General features: G+C 69.5%; 14 protein-coding genes. 13 read left to right on the top strand and 1 reads right to left on the bottom strand.

Annotation, left to right across the window (positions count from 1 at the left end):
* Positions 1–109 precede the first annotated feature (109 nt).
* From EAO75_RS18550 to EAO75_RS18485, 13 genes are all read left to right on the top strand, one after another.
* The gene (locus EAO75_RS18550) at positions 110–1,189 is read left to right on the top strand and encodes a lytic transglycosylase domain-containing protein (protein WP_410092441.1); all 1,080 of its coding nucleotides are present in this window, start codon (positions 110–112) and stop codon (positions 1,187–1,189) included.
* A gap of 66 nt (positions 1,190–1,255) precedes the next feature.
* Positions 1,256–2,332: a sigma-70 family RNA polymerase sigma factor gene (locus EAO75_RS18540; protein WP_261989350.1), complete on the top strand. Its 1,077-nt coding sequence runs from the start codon at positions 1,256–1,258 to the stop codon at positions 2,330–2,332.
* A 165-nt stretch (positions 2,333–2,497) separates the two neighbouring features.
* A complete protein-coding gene (locus EAO75_RS18535) occupies positions 2,498–3,445 on the top strand; it encodes an ABC transporter ATP-binding protein (protein WP_147996199.1) in 948 nt (315 codons plus the stop codon).
* The gene (locus EAO75_RS18530) at positions 3,442–4,212 is read left to right on the top strand and encodes an MlaE family ABC transporter permease (RefSeq protein ID WP_147996198.1); all 771 of its coding nucleotides are present in this window, start codon (positions 3,442–3,444) and stop codon (positions 4,210–4,212) included. The genes EAO75_RS18535 and EAO75_RS18530 overlap by 4 nt, the downstream gene beginning before the upstream one ends.
* 3 nt (positions 4,213–4,215) lie before the next feature.
* A complete protein-coding gene (locus tag EAO75_RS18525) occupies positions 4,216–5,031 on the top strand; it encodes an MlaE family ABC transporter permease (RefSeq protein WP_147996197.1) in 816 nt (271 codons plus the stop codon).
* A gap of 8 nt (positions 5,032–5,039) precedes the next feature.
* Positions 5,040–6,287 (top strand): MCE family protein, encoded by a 1,248-nt coding sequence (locus EAO75_RS18520; RefSeq protein WP_147996196.1) that lies wholly within the window; start codon positions 5,040–5,042, stop codon positions 6,285–6,287.
* Positions 6,284–7,336: an MCE family protein gene (locus EAO75_RS18515; RefSeq protein WP_147996195.1), complete on the top strand. Its 1,053-nt coding sequence runs from the start codon at positions 6,284–6,286 to the stop codon at positions 7,334–7,336. Before EAO75_RS18520 ends, EAO75_RS18515 begins: the two co-directional genes overlap by 4 nt.
* A gap of 188 nt (positions 7,337–7,524) precedes the next feature.
* Positions 7,525–8,505 carry an MCE family protein gene (locus EAO75_RS18510; RefSeq protein WP_147996202.1) on the top strand — a complete coding sequence of 327 codons (981 nt, stop codon included), beginning with the start codon at positions 7,525–7,527 and terminating at the stop codon, positions 8,503–8,505.
* Positions 8,506–8,540: 35 nt separating this feature from the next.
* On the top strand, positions 8,541–9,653 hold the full coding sequence (locus EAO75_RS18505; protein WP_187284504.1) for an MCE family protein: 1,113 nt from the start codon (positions 8,541–8,543) through the stop codon (positions 9,651–9,653).
* Positions 9,650–10,945, top strand: coding sequence for an MCE family protein (locus tag EAO75_RS18500; RefSeq protein ID WP_147996194.1), 1,296 nt, complete (start codon positions 9,650–9,652; stop codon positions 10,943–10,945). Before EAO75_RS18505 ends, EAO75_RS18500 begins: the two co-directional genes overlap by 4 nt.
* On the top strand, positions 10,942–12,219 hold the full coding sequence (locus EAO75_RS18495; protein WP_147996193.1) for an MCE family protein: 1,278 nt from the start codon (positions 10,942–10,944) through the stop codon (positions 12,217–12,219). The genes EAO75_RS18500 and EAO75_RS18495 overlap by 4 nt, the downstream gene beginning before the upstream one ends.
* Before the next feature lie 17 nt (positions 12,220–12,236).
* Positions 12,237–12,728 carry a hypothetical protein gene (locus EAO75_RS18490; protein WP_147996201.1) on the top strand — a complete coding sequence of 164 codons (492 nt, stop codon included), beginning with the start codon at positions 12,237–12,239 and terminating at the stop codon, positions 12,726–12,728.
* Between the two features lie 40 nt (positions 12,729–12,768).
* On the top strand, positions 12,769–13,554 hold the full coding sequence (locus tag EAO75_RS18485) for a hypothetical protein (RefSeq protein WP_147996192.1): 786 nt from the start codon (positions 12,769–12,771) through the stop codon (positions 13,552–13,554).
* Between the two features lie 226 nt (positions 13,555–13,780).
* Here EAO75_RS18485 and EAO75_RS18480 read toward each other — a convergent pair whose 3' ends face one another.
* Positions 13,781–14,077, bottom strand: a complete 297-nt coding sequence (locus EAO75_RS18480) for a hypothetical protein (RefSeq protein ID WP_147996191.1) — start codon at positions 14,075–14,077, stop codon at positions 13,781–13,783.
* Positions 14,078–14,180: the final 103 nt, after the last annotated feature.

Raw genomic sequence — 14,180 nt, 5'->3', positions numbered from 1 at the left:
CTCCCTCCCCGTAGAGCAGATGACAGGCAGATGTCTGCAGGGAGGGGGCCAGAAAGTGGCAGGGCGCCGAGCCAGAGCCGTCAAGGGTACGGCGGCCGCGGTGGCGGCGATGGTGGCGCTGACCGCGTCACAGGCGCCGACGGCGATCCCGGCGCCGACCTCGGCACCGGCACCGGCAGCCGCCGGGCCCGGACCGAGCGTGTCCGGGGACACCCCGTACCGCACCGACCTGCCGCCACTGCGGGCCGGGAAGCGGAACGGCCACGCGGCACCGGCGGAGGTGGGCGCCGCGCTGCCGGCGAGCGTGTTCGCCGCTTACCGGCGAGCAGAGCAGCGGCTCTCGGGTGAGTCACCCGGCTGCCGGCTGCTGTGGCAGCTGCTGGCGGCGATCGGGCAGGTGGAGTCCGGGCAGGCGCGAGGTGGCCGAGTCACGTCGGACGGTACGACGGTGACGCCAATTCTCGGGCCACGGCTGGACGGCGTCGCTTTCGCGCAGATCCGGGATACCGACGGCGGTGCTCACGACGGGGACACGGCGTACGATCGGGCGGTCGGGCCGATGCAGTTCATCCCGTCGACCTGGGCCCGCTGGGGCGCGGACGGCAACGGCGACGGGCGTACGGATCCGAACAACGTCTTCGACGCGGCGCTCGCCGCCGGACGCTACCTCTGCGCGGGCGGGCGGGACCTGTCGGATCCCGCCCAGCTGGACCGGGCGATCCTCGGCTACAACCACTCGACGGCGTATCTGAGCACGGTCCGGGCCTGGTACGCGTACTTCCTGGACGGGCACCGGGTGGTGCCGGACCGCTCCGCCGGTGCCTCGGTCCGCCCCGAGCCGTCGCGGTCGCCCTCGAACCCGGGCTCACGCACACCCTCCGCCCGACCGAGCGCCACCSCGTCCTCGGCGTCCTCCGCACTCATCGACCGGCGCCGGGCCACTTTGAGGAGTTGCTCGCGGTGGCTCCACATGCGCTGCCAACGGTCGTCGTCGGCGTGCAGCTCCGCAGGTATTTCCGCGGGCAGTTCCGCAGTTGTCTCTGCAGGCTGCTCTGCAGGCATGTCAGTCGCTCAACGTCCAGGTCGGGGCGCTCGGCGGCGCGCAGCATCGCCTCGTGCACCGCGTCCTCGGCGTCCTCCGCACTCATCGACCGSCGCCCCCTCAACAACCACCGATACTCGGCGGTAATGTCGCCCCCCGCCGGACGGCACGAGACCGGCGGGTGAGCGCGAAGGGGCCCTCATGGCGACGGACATGCCTGCAGAGCAGCCTGCAGAGACAACTGCGGAACTGCCCGCGGAAATACCTGCGGAGCTGCACGCCGACGACGACCGTTGGCAGCGCATGTGGAGCCACCGCGAGCAACTCCTCAAAGTGGCCCGGCGCCGGTCGATGAGTGCGGAGGACGCCGAGGACGCGGTGCACGAGGCGATGCTGCGCGCCGCCGAGCGCCCCGACCTGGACGTTGAGCGACTCGGGGGCTGGCTGACCACGGTCACCATGCGGCTGTGCGTCGACCGCTACCGGCAGGTGAACCGCGACGCCCAGGTCCGCACGAGCCCGCCCCTCATCACCCCCGGCCCGGTGCCCGTCGAGGAGGCGGTGTGCGACCGGGCCGAGGCGAAGTGGCTGGCGGTACGCAGTGGTGAGCTGCCCGCGCGGCAGGCCGAGGCGCTGCGGTTGAGGTCGGAGGACCTGGACGTCGGCCAGGTCGCCCTCCGGATGGGGTTGAGCTACCGGACCGTCGAGTCGCTGCTGGCCCGGGCACGGCGGACGCTACGGCAGTCGCTGGCGGCCACGCTCGGGGTCGCGCTGTTCCTGATCAGGTGGGGGCGGCCGCGCGGCGGCGGCAAGGTGCAGGCCGTTGCGGTCACCTCGACGGCGGCGACGCTGGCGGTGGCGGGGTTCGTGCTGCCGTACGTCCTTGAGGGAGGCGGGGACGGTGGCGGCAGGGCGCCTCAGCCCACCGTCGCCTCGCCGCGCGCGGAGACACTGCGGTCGGACGACGTTGGCGCGGGGCGTACGTATCGGGGGAACAGGCCCACGTCAGCCGATCGGAAAGCAGACGAATCCCCCGCGAGCGAATCGCTTCTACCACTCACCGTGCCGACGCTGCCGAAGGTCTCCATGTCCCCCCTGCCGGTGCTGTCCGCGCCGACGGTGCCATCGGCGCCCGAGGTGCCGGACGTTCCGGAGCTTCCCGAGGTCCCCGATCTGCCGGTCACGCCCCCCGCCGTTCCGACGGACGTGGCACTCCCGGCGATCCCGGACGCCTCCACGGTCGTACCGTCCGCCTCGCTCCCCGTTCCGACGGCGACTCCACTGCCGTAGCTGCGGGCACGCGGTCGCAAAATCGCTGCGAACCGCTCGACAATTCACCGCGAATCCCTCGGCCGGAAACCTGCTCGAAAAAATCCTCCATCCGAGCGACGGACGCCCGCCCCCTCCCCGTAGAGCAGATGTCAGAGCTGCTCCAGGGGCTGAAGGGTGGACCGGATGGGTGTCGAGATCTGTGTGGAAGGGCTGACCAAGTCCTTCGGTCACCAGGTCATCTGGCAGGACGTCTCGCTGACGCTGCCCGCCGGGGAGGTCTCGGTCATGCTCGGCCCCTCCGGCACGGGCAAGTCGGTGTTCCTCAAGACGCTCGTGGGACTGCTGAAGCCGGAGCGCGGCTCGATCACGATCCAGGGCCGGGACATCACGAGGCTGCGCGAGCACGACCTGTACGAGGTGCGGAAGCTGTTCGGCGTGCTGTTCCAGGACGGCGCGCTGTTCGGATCGATGAACCTGTACGACAACGTCGCCTTTCCGCTGCGCGAGCACACCCGTAAGTCCGAGAGCGAGATCCGGCGCATCGTGCTGGAGAAGATGGACATGGTCGGGCTGATCGGCGCCGAGCGGAAGCTTCCCGGCGAGATCTCCGGCGGGATGCGCAAGCGGGCCGGACTGGCCCGGGCACTCGTCCTCGACCCGGAGATCATCCTCTTCGACGAACCCGACTCGGGCCTCGACCCGGTCCGCGTCGCCTACCTCAACCAACTCATCGTCGACCTCAACGCCCAGATCGACGCGACCTTCCTCATCGTCACGCACGACATCGCCTCGGCCCGACAGGTGCCGGACAACATCGGGCTGCTGTTCCGTCGCGAGCTGGTGGTGTTCGGGCCGCGCGAGGAGCTGCTGACCAGCAACGAACCGGTCGTACGGCAGTTCCTGAACGGCCGGATGCAGGGCCCGATCGGGATGGCGGAGGAGAAGGACGCCGCGCAGGTCGAGCAGGAGCTGGCCGCGCTCGGCGACCACGACAAGGGCACCCAGTCCCCCGGCAGTCAGGCTCTGACTCCCCGCCTGCTGCCGGGGCCGGGCATTCCCCGACCGCCGCGCTGGGAGGCCATCGCCCGGCGCGAGAGGGCGCTGCACCAGAAGGCCGGGGCCGGCGCATGAGCCTGTCACCGATCGGAGCACTGCGGCACTCGGGGAGCCTGTTCGCGATGGCGCTGGACGTCGTGCGGACCATTCCCCGACGGCCCTTCCAGGCAAGGGAGTTCATCCAGCAGGCGTGGTTCGTCGCGAGCGTCACCATCCTGCCGACAGCCCTGGTCTCCATCCCCTTCGGCGCGGTCATCGCGCTGCAGATCGGCAGCCTTACACGGCAGCTCGGCGCCCAGTCCTTCTCCGGAGCCGCCTCCGTGCTGGCCGTGCTGCGCGAGGCCTCGCCGATCGTCACCGCGCTGCTGATCGCGGGCGCCGGCGGCACAGCCATCTGCGCCGACCTCGGTGCTCGGAAGATCCGCGACGAGATCGACGCGATGCAGGTGCTGGGCATCGACCCCATCCACCGCCTCGTCGTGCCGCGCGTGCTGGCGTCCATGCTGGTGGCGGTGCTGCTCAACGGCCTGGTGTCGGTGGTCGGCGTGGCGGGCGGCTACTTCTTCAACGTCGTCCTGCAGAACGGCACGCCCGGCGCCTACCTCGCCTCCTTCACCACGCTCGCCCAGCTCTCCGACCTGTGGGCGGCCGAGGTCAAGGCGCTGGTGTTCGGAGCGATCGCGGCGATCGTCGCCTCGTACAAGGGGCTGACGGCGAAGGGCGGCCCGAAGGGTGTGGGCGACGCGGTGAACCAGTCGGTGGTCATCACCTTCATGTTGCTGTTCGTGACGAACTTCGTGATGACCGCGGTGTACTTCCAGATCGTCCCGCAGAGGGGTTAGCCGATGAGACTTCTCGACCGACCCTTGCGCTCTCTCGAAGCGCTCGGCATCCAACTCGCCTTCTATGGCCGCTCGTTGGCGTGGACCGGTCGTACCTTGCGCCGCTACAAGAAGGAGATCCTGCGGCTGCTCGCCGAGGTGAGCCTGGGCCGGGGGGCACTCGCGGTGGTGGGCGGCACGGTCGGCGTGATCGCGTTCCTGTCGTTCTTCACAGGCACCGAGGTCGGCCTCCAGGGCTACGCGGCCCTCAATCAGCTCGGCACTTCCAACTTCGTGGCGTTCCTCTCCGCCTACTTCAACACCCGGGAGATCGCCCCGCTGGTGGCCGGGCTCGCGCTCTCGGCGACCGTCGGCGCCGGGTTCACCGCGCAGCTCGGCGCGATGCGGATCAGCGAGGAGACCGACGCGCTCGAAGTCATGGGCGTGCCCTCGCTGCCGTTCCTGGTGACGACCCGGATGATCGCCGGGTTCATCGCCGTGATCCCGCTGTACGTGATCGGCCTGCTGTCCTCGTACCTCGCCGCCCGCACCATCACCACCGGCTACTACGGACAGTCGGCCGGCACCTACGACCACTACTTCCAGCAGTACCTGCCACCCGTCGACGTGCTGTGGTCCTTCGGCAAGGTGCTCGTCTTCGCCGTGCTGATCATCCTGGTGCACTGCTTCTACGGCTACTACGCGAGCGGCGGCCCGGCGGGCGTCGGCGTGGCGGTGGGCCGTGCGGTCAGGACCTCCATCGTGGCGATCAACGTCCTTGACTTCTTCCTGTCGCTCGCGATCTGGGGCGCCAACACGACCGTACGGATCGCGGGGTGAGCCGCCGTATGAGGGTGCTGAGACTGCGGTTGTACGGCCTCGCCTTCATCGCCGTACTCGCCCTGCTGCTGTCGCTGTCGGTCGCCGTCTACCGGCAGGTGTTCACGCCGGTCGTGCGGATCACGCTGGAGGCCGACAGCCTCGGCAACCAGCTCGATCCGCGCGCCGACGTCAAGCTGCGCGGGCTGCTGGTCGGCGAGGTGCGCGAGGTGCGGGCCGATGGGACGAAGGCGACGCTCGACATCGCGCTCAAGCCGGAGCACGTCGCCCACATCCCGTCCGACGTGCGGGCGAGGCTGCTGCCCAAGACGCTGTTCGGCGAGAAGTACGTCGACCTCGTCGCGCCCGCGCGCTCCGCGTCCTCTTCGGCTCGCCCGATCCGCGCCGGTGACGTCATCACCCAGGACCGCACCCGCGTCGGCATCGAGGTGCAGCAGCTGATGAACGACCTGCTGCCCCTGCTCCGGACGGTCCAGCCCGGCAAGCTCAACGCCACGCTCTCAGCGTTCGCCACCGCCCTCGAAGGCCGCGGCGACCGCATCGGCGACAACCTCACCCGCCTGGAGGCCTACCTGCGCCGCCTGAACCCCCATCTGCCGTCCCTCACCGAGGACATCGCCCGCTTCGCCGAGGTCGCGGAGGTCTACGGCGACGCGGCGCCCGACCTGATGGAGATCCTGCGCAACACCGTCACGACCAGCCGCACGGTCGTCGAGCAGAAGGACCGGCTGGCAGCGGCACTGACGACCACGGCAACCGTCGCGGGCACGGCGCAGGACTTCCTCGACGCGAACGGCGGCCGGCTGGTCAGCCTCGGCCGGGTCTCGCGTCCGACGCTGGAGCTGTTCGCCCGCTACTCCCCCGAGTACCCCTGCTTGCTGGCCGGCCTGGTCCGGCAGGAGAAGGCCTCCGAAGAGGCGTTCCGGGGCGGGAAGATGCACATCACGCTGGAGGTCGTACGGCCGCAGGGGGCATACGAACCGGGCGAGGAGCCGCACTACGGCGAGCGGTCGGGGCCGGACTGCCGTGATCTGCCGAGTCCTGCGGTGCCGGCGCCCGGGGCCCACCTCAACGACGGCTCCACGTCGCCGAGTTCGGGGTCGGGCCCGGCCGGCGTCTCTGCCACGCAGACCGAGCAGCAGGCCATCGGCTCGCTCGTGGCCCCTGTCCTGGGCGTGCCCGCTGACGAGGTGCCGCCGGTGGCGACGTTGCTGTTCGGGCCGCTGGCGCGTGGGACGGCGGTGAGTGTGGCATGAGGACCGTTCGTAGGACGAGCGCAGGAGCCCGGCAGACCGCTGCCCCGCTCATCAAGTTCAGCCTCTTCGCACTGGTGACGATCCTGGCGACGGCCCTGCTGGCCGCCACCATCGTGAACATCTCCTTCACCCCCGAGCACAGGTACTCCGCCGTGTTCAGCGACGTCACCGGCCTGGAGGAGGGAGACGACATCCGGGTGGCCGGGGTGCGGGTCGGCGAGGTCGAGGGCATCCGGATCAAGGACCGGACACTGGCCGAGGTCACCTTCACGGTCAGCCAGGACCGCCCACTGCTGATCGGCACGGGCGCGGTCATCCGGTATCGCAACCTGGTCGGGCAGCGGTACGTCGCGCTGACCGAGGGCGCGGGCGACGGCACCCGGCTGCGGCCCGGCGCGACGATCCCGCTGGCGCGCACGCAGTCCGCCCTCGATCTCAACGCGCTGTTGAACGGCTTCAAGCCGCTGTTCGCCGCGCTCAGCCCGAAGGACGTCAACCAGCTCGCCACCGAGATCATCAAGACCCTCCAGGGCGAGGGCGGCACCGTCAACAGCCTGCTCGTGCACACGGCGTCGCTCACCTCGACGCTGGCCGGCCGCGACAAGCTGATCGGTTCGGTGATCGCCAACCTCAACACCGTGCTGGGGACGCTGGYCAAGCGCGGTGCCCGCTTCTCCGGGCTGCTCAAGCAGCTGCGCCGGGTGATCTCGGGATTGTCCGCCGACCGCAAGCCCATCGGGCGGTCGCTGGTGAACATCGGCGATCTCACGGAGGCCACCTCGGGCCTGCTGAAGGACGCGCGCCCGCCCCTCAAGGACGACATCGCCGAGCTGACCGAGCTCAGCGGAACGCTGAACGACAACGAGAAGACCGTGGAGGGCGTGCTGAAGCGGCTGCCGAACAAGCTGGGCGAGCTGACGGGGACGGCGTCCTACGGCTCYTGGTTCAACTTCTACCTCTGCGACTTCGACGGCCGGATCGTGCTGCCGAAGACGAAGCAGGTGCTCACGCCCGACATGCATGTGGCGAGGGCGAGGTGCGGGGCATGAGCCGTAAGAACCGCCGCCCGGAGCCGCTGTTCAAAGTGCGTGTGGAACCGCCGAGGCTGCCGCGCGTACGGCTGCCGAAGGTACGGCTCCTGCCGCGCCGCAGGCCCCGCCCGCGCCGCCCGGAACCGCTGATCAAGGTGCGGGTCGAGCCGCCGAAGCTGCCAAGGCTACGGATCCGACGCCCGCGCCTGAGCCCCTTCCGTGAGCGTAACCCCATCGCCATAGGCGCCATCGGCCTCACCACCCTCGCGTTGCTGACCGCAGCCGCGTTCAACGCCGACCGCTTGCCGTTGATCGGCGACGGCGAGACCTACAGCGCGGCCTTCGCGGAGGCCGGCGGACTCAAGCCCGGTGACGAGGTGCGGATCGCCGGGATCAAGGTGGGCAAGGTCGAAGAGGTCGACTTGGACGGCGACCACGTCAAGGTCACCTTCAAGATCAAGGGCGAGCCGGACTTCGGCACCGAGACCGGCGCGTCGATCCGGGTGAAGACGATCCTCGGCGCGAAATACCTCGCCCTGCACCCCAAGGGTGGGGGCCAGTTGGCGCCCGGCAGCGAGATACCGCTGAAGCGCACGGTCCCCGCCTACGACGTCGTACAGGCCTTCAGCGACCTCACCACCACGACGGAGGAGATCGACACCGACCGCGTGGCGAAGGCCCTGGACACCGTCTCCACCACCTTCGAGGACTCGCCGGAAGAGGTACGAGCGTCCATCAAGGGCCTGTCGCAGATCTCCCGGACGGTGGCCTCCCGCGACAACGCGCTACGCGAGCTGCTCGACCACGCGAACGGCGTCACGGGCGTCCTGGCCGACCGCTCCGGGGACTTCACCGCCCTCGTCAAGGACGGCGACAAGCTGTTCAAGGAGATCAGCAAGCGGCGCGAGGCGATCCACAAACTGCTGAAGAGCTCCGCCGCGCTCGGCATCCAGCTCTCCGGCCTGGTCCAGGACAACGAGAAGGAGATCGGGCCCGCGCTCAAGGGCCTGAACCGCGTGGTGGACATGCTCGAACGCAACCAGTCCAGCCTGGACCGGAGCGTCAAGCTCCTCGCGCCCTACGTGCGGGTCTTCACCAACACCCTCGGCAACGGCCGCTGGTTCGACTCCTACATCCAGAACCTGGTCGCCGCTCCGGTGGTGCCGCGGACGGGAGGAGCACAGTGAGGGGCCGTTGGACAGGCGCACTGGGCGGCCGTGGGATGAAGCGTGTGGCCCTGCTGACCACCCTGGCCCTCGTCGCCGCACTCACCTACGTCCTGTGGCCGCGCCCCGAGCCGGTCCGCGTCACGGCGTACTTCCCGCGCACGGTCGGCATCTACCCCGGTTCGGACATCCGCGTCCTCGGGGTCCGGATCGGTGAGGTCAGGAAGATCACGCCGGAGGGCGACCGGGTGCGGGTCGACCTGGAGTACGACGCCGGCCGCAAGGTCCCGGCGGGCGCGCGGGCCGCGATCATCAACTCCTCCGTGGTCAGCGACCGTTATGTGCAGCTGCTGCCGGTATACCGGGGCGGTCCGGTGCTGCGGGACGGGGACGAGATCCCCGAGTCGCGCACGGCCGTACCCGTAGAGCTGGACCGCGTCTTCGACAGCCTGCACACCACGGCCGAGGCGCTCGGCCCCGAGGGTGCCAACAAGGACGGCTCCCTGTCGCGGCTGCTGGGGGTGAGCGCGGACAACCTCGACGGCGAGGGCAAGAATCTCAACCAGACGGTCGAGGACCTCTCGAAGGCGGTCACGACCCTGTCCGACGGCCGCACGGACCTGTTCGGCACGATCCGCAACCTCCAGGTCTTCACGGCGGCGCTGGCGGCCGACGACAAGAGCGTGCGGTCGTTCAACAGCAGCCTCGCGAAGGTCGCCGACCAACTCGCGGGCGAGCGCGAGGACTTGGCGGCGGCGCTGAAGAACCTCGGGACGGCGCTGGGTGACGTGTCCGACTTCGTGAAGAAGAACAAGAAGTCGCTGACCTCGAACGTGGAGGGTCTCAGCAAGGTGACCAAGGTACTCGTCACCCAACGGGCGGCGCTGGAGGCGCTGTTGGAGGTGGCCCCGACCGGCATGTCGAACCTCAACAACGCCTACAACCCGTCGGCCGGCACTCTCGACACCCGCAACAACGCCAACCAGCCGCAGGACCCGGCGTCGCTGCTGTGCTCCGTACTCACGACGACCGGCGACGAGGGCGGCAAGAACCCCGACTGCGAGGAGCTGAGGGAGCTGTTCGACTCCCTGCCGAAGGTCCCGAAGGGCCCCGCGGTGACGGGCACGGTCGACCGGACGCTCGGCGGAATTCTGGGGGCGAGCACATGAGCGGGCTACGCAAGGGCGGGGCGGCAGCCTGGGCGGCGGTCGGTTCACTGCTGTTGACCGGCTGCGAGTTCAACGGCTGGTACGACGTCCAGCTGCCCGGCGGCGCGGCCTCGGACGGGAACGCGTACCACGTCACCGTCGAGTTCCGTGACGTACTCGACCTGGTGCCGCAGTCGGCGGTGAAGGTCAACAACGTCACCGTGGGCGCGGTCGAGAAGGTGGAGTTGGACGGCTGGCACGCGCGCGTGCGGCTGAGGGTCGCCGACTCGGTGAAATTGCCCGGCAACGCGATCGCCGAGCTGCGGCAGACCAGCATGCTCGGCGAGAAGTACGTGGCGCTGTCCAGGCCGGTGGGCGCGGCGCCGGTCGGGCGGCTCCGCGCCGGCGATGTGATCCCCCTGTCCCGCAGTGGCCGCAACCCGGAGATCGAGGAGGTGCTGTCCGCCCTGTCCGCACTGCTCAACGGAGGCGGGGTGGCCCAGCTCAAGACGATCACCGTGGAGCTGAACAAGGCGCTGGAGGGACGGGAGAACCGGGTCAAGGCCCTGCTGAAGGAGTTGAATGTCTTTCTGGGCGGCCTGGACGCGCAGAAGAAGGACATCGTCCGGGCCCTGAAGGCCGTGGACCGACTCGCCAGGAGACTCGGCAAGGAGAAGCAGACCATAGCCGCGGCCGTGAACACGATGCCGCCGGCCCTGAAGGTGCTGGCCGACCAGCGCCGCGACCTGACACGCATGCTGACCGCGCTGTCGAAGCTCGGCACGAGCGGCACGAAGGTGGTCAACGCCTCGCACGCCGACACGGTCGCCAACCTCAGGCAATTGCGCCCGATCCTGCACCAGTTGAACAAGGCGGGTGACAACCTGCCCGACTCCCTTGAGCTGCTGACCACTTACCCGTTCCCGCGCAACGCGGTGGACGCGATCAAGGGCGACTACGTCAACCTGCACGTCACGGCTGACATCGACCTGGCCGGGATCTACGGCAACTTGACGGACGAGCCGGGCAGCGGGGGCGGCGACGGGGAGCCGCAGGGACCCGAGCTTCCCGACACCCCGGAACTGCCGGACGTGCCAGACCTGCCGGACCTGCCAGGCGTGCCAACCCCCACCGCCCTGCCGAGCACACCGGGCGTGCCGTCGTCCCCCTCGGCCCCGTCCGGGGGTGACGGTGACCTGCTGTGCCCGCCGGTGTGCACCAGCGCGTACAGCGGTTACGGCACAGACACCGCATGGCCGGAAGGCATCGACATGGACCTGGCCGAGCTGATGCTGAAAGGAGTCCGGCCGTGATCACACGTACGGTCAAGGCCCAGCTGCTCGCCTTCGCGACCATCACCGCCGTAGGCGTGTCGTACGTCGGCGCCGAGTACACGGGCTTGGTGGACGAGGTCCTGGACCGCGGCTACACCGTGCGGGCGGACTTCGCCGACTCCGGGGGCATCTTCCCCGGCGCCGAGGTGACGTATCGCGGAGTGCCAGTGGGGAGGGTGGGCGCGCTGCACCTCACGGGCGCCGACGGCGTGTCCGTCGCCCTCGACATCGACGGCGGGGCGCCGCGCATCCCCGCGGACACGCTGGCGGTCGTGGCGAACCGTTCGGCGGTGGGCGAGCAGTACGTGGACCTGCAACCGCGAACGTCCGACGGCCCGTATCTCCTCGACGGCAGCACGATCTCGCGCACGAGCACGCGCGTTCCGCTCCCGACGACCGACCTGGTCCTCAGCCTGGACCGCCTGGTGAAGTCGGTGGGCAAGGACGATCTACAGGTCACGGTCGACGAGTTGGGCAGGGCGMTCGCGGGAACGGGCCCGAACCTGATCCGCCTGGTGGACTCGGGCAACGGCCTGATCGAGTCGGCCTCGGAGGCGCTGCCGGAGACGATCGCGCTCATCGAGGACTCACGGAGGGTCCTGAAGACCCAGGCGGACCAGGGTTCGTCGATCAAGTCATTCGCGAGCGATCTGGCGGCCCTCACCGCCCAGTTGAAGGCGAGCGACGGTGACCTGCGCAAGCTGATCGGCAACGCGAGGCCGGCGGCGCAGGAGGTGAACTCCCTGCTGAAGTCGGCCGGGCCGGCGCTGTCGGTCCTGCTGGCGAACCTGATCAGCGGCGGCCAGGTGACGCTGGCCCGCCTGCCCGGAGTGGAACAGGCCCTGGTCACCTTCCCGGTGATGGTGGCGGGCAGCTACACGGTCGTTCCGGGCGACGGCACGACCCACTTCGGCCTGGTGATCAACGCCGACGACCCGCCGGCGTGCACCCAGGGCTACGGGACGGCGCGCCGCGACCCCGCCGACACGAGCCGCCGCGAGGCGAACACCAACGCCCGCTGCACACTCCCGCGGGGCAGCGAGTCGTCGGTACGGGGCGCACAGAACGCCCCAGGCGCGTCGGCCGCCTACGGCGGCGCCCAGCAGACGGCGCACGTCACGCCGTACGACCCGGAGACCGGCACCACCACCGGCCCGGATGGAAGGGCTGTCGAGATCGGCTCGACGGGCGGCCAGCGGGCCGCGTTCGGAAAGGAGTCGTGGCAATGGCTGCTAGTCGGACCGATGGCGTGAGGAAGGCGCTCAAGACCATGGTCGACACACTGTCGGGACGAGCATTGTCACTGGGCCTGGCGACGGCGACGGTCGTAGTCACCGCGCTGACGATCTCGCTGACCCTCGCCCTCTACGAACAGCACCAGGCGGACCGGCGCCGCCAGGACATCCTGTCCGCGGCCCGCCAGTCAGCACTGAACTTCACCTCCCTGGACTACCGGCACTACGACCGCGACAGCGCGAACGTCCTGGCAGGCGCCACGGGCGACTTCAAGAAGCAGTTCGCGGCGCAGACGGACCAGTTGACCGAGCTGGTGGGACAGAACAGGTCAGTGTCCGAAGGCCAGATCCTGGAGGCCGGCATCGTCCGCTCCGGCGAGAACTCGGCCCGTGTCCTGGTGGTCGCCGACAGCAAGGTGACCAACACGGCCGTGCCCCAGGGGGAGGCGCGCACGTATCGCCTCCAACTGGACATGGTGCACCGGGACGGCCGCTGGCTGACGTCGGACGTCGAGTTCGTCGGCTGACCGGCACCGCCGCGAGAAACCCCTACTGAGGAGTACGACGATGCCGAAGACGAGCCCCAGCCGCATCCCCGGGACCACCAATCGGCGCACGATGACGGCCGCAGCCCGCGCAGCAGCCAAGCGCGCGGCACGCAGCCATCACGACGCCGGCTCGGTGGCGGTCACCGCCGAGAAGGCCGCGGGCCGGTCCGAGCGCCCGCTCGCGGGCCGCACCGTGCTCATCGAGGCCCCGAAAGGCGGCTGGCAGGACCCGCCAGAGCCGTCGCCGGATGAGGCCGTGGAGGCCGACACACCCCAGAAGCCGGAAAGGCCCGGCAAGCTCGGCCGCCGTAGGTTGCGCACGGCACTGCTCGGCGCCCTGCTCGTCGGGGGCTTGATGGCAGTCGCCGTGTTGGGGTGGCAGTACCGGGACGGACGGCAGACGGAGGCCGCCCGCACCGAGGCGGTCGCGGCCGCACGCAAGGCGGCACCTACCGTCCTGTCGTACGACCACCGCCACCTGGACCGCGACTTCGCGAAGGCCCGCGCCCACCTCACCGGTGACTTCAGCAGGGAGTACGCGAAGACGACGACGACCGTGGTGGGCCCCACGGCCAAGAAGTACCAGGGCGTGGTGAAGGCAACGATCGCCGCCCCTGCCTCCGGCGGAACCCCAGCAGTCTCCGTCGTCTCGGCCTCCCCGGACGAGGTCGTGGTCCTGCTCTTCGTCAATCAAGTCACCGAGAGCACGCAGGTCTCGGGGTCCCGGGTGGACCTGAACCGGGTGCGGATGACGATGTCCCGCACTACGGACGGGTGGAAGGTGAGCGCGGTCGACGCACTCTGACGAGGATCCGATCGTCACAGACGGCGATATTCCAATTGTTGCCATCATTGGCGCCTTGGCTATTGCCGCATGGATTACGAAGCGCTGGCCGTCGTAATAATAGATCGCTGTCAGGAACAACCCGCCTATCGGTGGGCCCGGCCTGCGCGCACGCGGGACCAACGCGACCATCCCAGTATCCGCGCAGGCTGGACCCCAAACCGACAGGGAGCCTTTCCGAAAGGCTCTAGAAGGCTGTGTTGTTACAGCCCATCGTCGAGCCCAAGTGGGTCTTCTGCGCACCGGCGTCGCCTTCGCCGTTGAGCGCGCTGCCCAGCAGCCCGTTGAGCAGGCCGACCTGGCCGAGGATGTCGAGGTTCAGGTCGTGGGACTTGCAGTTGCTGCTCTGCAGGACGCTGTAGTTGCCCCCGTCCTTCTTGTCGCCGTGGCCGTCGAGGCCCTGGGCGGTGGCGGTGCCGGCGCTCAGGAATCCGACGCTGCCGAGGGCGACGACCATGAGTGCGGCCTTGCGAAGCTTGTGCATGTCATCTCCGATGAGAATGAGGGGTGGCGATCTGTGAGAGATCGACGTCGTGCGGTCACAGGAGATTAAAATCAGAAATTTCGAGATGCCCTCGGTGACACAC

The sequence above is a fragment of the Streptomyces sp. UW30 genome (genome assembly GCF_008042075.1).
In the GTDB taxonomy this organism is placed as follows: Bacteria; Actinomycetota; Actinomycetes; order Streptomycetales; family Streptomycetaceae; genus Streptomyces.
Note: the sequence above shows the minus strand (reverse complement) of the source record. Positions and strands in the feature narration are given on the sequence as shown.